Below are 1,766 nucleotides of genomic sequence, written 5' to 3'. Positions count from 1 at the left end.
GTCCAGATGACTCACGCGCACTCCGGCGTCGTCGGCTGCGGCACGGATTTCCTTGGCACCTAGTCCCTGTTCGACGAGGCACGAGTACGTCAGCGGTGTGATCGTCAGCAACTCACAGCCCGCCAGGCGCGTCGCTTCGAGCTGCTCGGCGAAGGGCAGGTGTGCGCACGTGCCGTTCCACATCACGTTTCGGCGCGTCATCCCACCGCCCGGATCGGTGCCTGCACTCCTGCTGCCGGCGGGATGAGCCGCAGGTCGACCATCTCCTGGATGACGTCGCGAACCATGTCACGCGAGTCGATGCAGTCCTCGAAGCCGGTCTTGCGCAACTTGATGGTGCTGCGCACGTTGTCCCACCCCCAGTTGAAGAGGTTGTCCCCGATTTGCCAGGCCGCAAGTTCCTCGAGCCGGTGCTTGGCGAGGCCGTAGCGCTTCACCGTGGCGTCCCACAACGCGTCCTTGTCGGCCATGGCTTCGCCGAGGTTGAGTGTCTGTGTCCCGGCGTAGTCCATGCCGAGCAGCGACGCCACATAGGGAAACATGTCGCGCCAACGGAAGGAATCACCGTTGGTGACGTTGAACGCCTCGTCGAAGCATGTCTCGGTGGTCGAGGTGTGCAGGGCCGAGCGGGCCAGTAGGCGCGCGTCGGTCATCTCGTACAGCGCATCGCGACATTCGGGGCTGCCGGGGAACCGCAAGGGAATGTTCAACTCACGACAGATCACCGCGTACAACACCAGGACCATCAACAGGTTCTGGGGAGTGCCCAGTGCGATGCCGCCCACCCCCTCCGGGCGCAGCGCGGACCAATGCCAGCTGGCCCCCTCCCTGCGCCGACGTCGTAGGTAGTCCTCCTGGTCGTAATAGAACATCGGCGACATCACTCGCGGATCGTCTTCGTAGGCAGGGGTTTTGAAGGGACCCGTGTTGCATCCGTACCACTTGCCGCCCTCGAACAGGCAGACGTGTTCGAGGGCCGTCGACGTCGCTTCGACTGCCGACACTCCGTTGACCAGCATGGCTAGGTTGGGTGCCACCTCTGCGGCCCGAGACTCGGCCAGCACGAACGCTGCGTGATAGAGGTGCGTCGCCTCGGGGAAGGCGCCGAGTCCCTCGCGCAACGACTCTGGCTGCAGCAGGTCGGCCCGGATGTGGGTATAGCGCGGATGATCGACCGTGGTGGCACGGCGAGCTACCCCCGCGACCTCCCATCCGTCCTCGAGTAGGGCGTGACGGACGTACGTTCCGATGATGCCCTCGGCCCCGAGGACTACTGCGCGGCGGCCGGTCATCGATGCGTCGCTACGGTGGGGACGGCCTTGAGCGGAGCCGCGGGATCGGCCTCGCCCAGGGCGACCTTGGCGGCGCCGAAGGCGGCGTCGACGGCCTCGTTCACCGGAAGCCGCCGCTGTACCTCGGAGAGGATCTCCACGCCCCACGGGCCGTCGAATCCGGTGGCTCGGATGGCATCGACGAATCCGGCGACGTCGAAGTCCCCCTCCCCTGGCAAGCGGCGGTTGAAGATGGTGTCCTCGAAGAACGAGCCCACCCGCTCGGCGGGCGCGTCGTCGATCTCGACCGCCACGATGCGCTCGACCGGTAGGTTGCGCACGTCGGCCAAGGGCGAGCGGCCGCGCTCGACGTGCCATACGTCGACGCAGAGTCCGACGGCGGGATGGCTGGCTGCCTCGACGAGATCTCGGCCCTGAGCGATCGTCACGACGTTGGTCAAGGGCATCGGTTCCAGCGCCAGCAGTATCCCGCGC

At 66.3% G+C, this 1,766-nt stretch carries 3 protein-coding genes; all 3 read right to left on the bottom strand.

Annotated elements, in window-relative coordinates; all coding sequences use genetic code 11:
- On the bottom strand, positions 1-201 hold a 201-nt coding region (locus ACRDUX_RS06515), incomplete at its 3' end, for a hypothetical protein (protein WP_526412138.1).
- Positions 198-1,292: an SDR family oxidoreductase gene (locus ACRDUX_RS06510; RefSeq protein ID WP_526412136.1), complete on the bottom strand. Its 1,095-nt coding sequence runs from the start codon at positions 1,290-1,292 to the stop codon at positions 198-200. The genes ACRDUX_RS06510 and ACRDUX_RS06515, both read right to left, overlap by 4 nt.
- Positions 1,289-1,766 (bottom strand): sugar phosphate isomerase/epimerase family protein (locus ACRDUX_RS06505; RefSeq protein WP_526412134.1); only part of this gene is annotated, 478 nt, incomplete at its 5' end. The genes ACRDUX_RS06510 and ACRDUX_RS06505, both read right to left, overlap by 4 nt.

Origin of the sequence: Mycobacterium sp. (assembly GCF_050701675.1) — a bacterium.
GTDB lineage: Bacteria > Actinomycetota > Actinomycetes > Mycobacteriales > Mycobacteriaceae > Mycobacterium.
Note: the sequence above shows the minus strand (reverse complement) of the source record. Positions and strands in the feature narration are given on the sequence as shown.

What these genes read in the sequence shown, in the direction of transcription:
- ACRDUX_RS06510 (WP_526412136.1), bottom strand. Translation starts at nt 1,292, where the DNA reads ATGACCGGCCGCCGCGCAGTAGTCCTCGGGGCCGAGGGCATCATCGGA.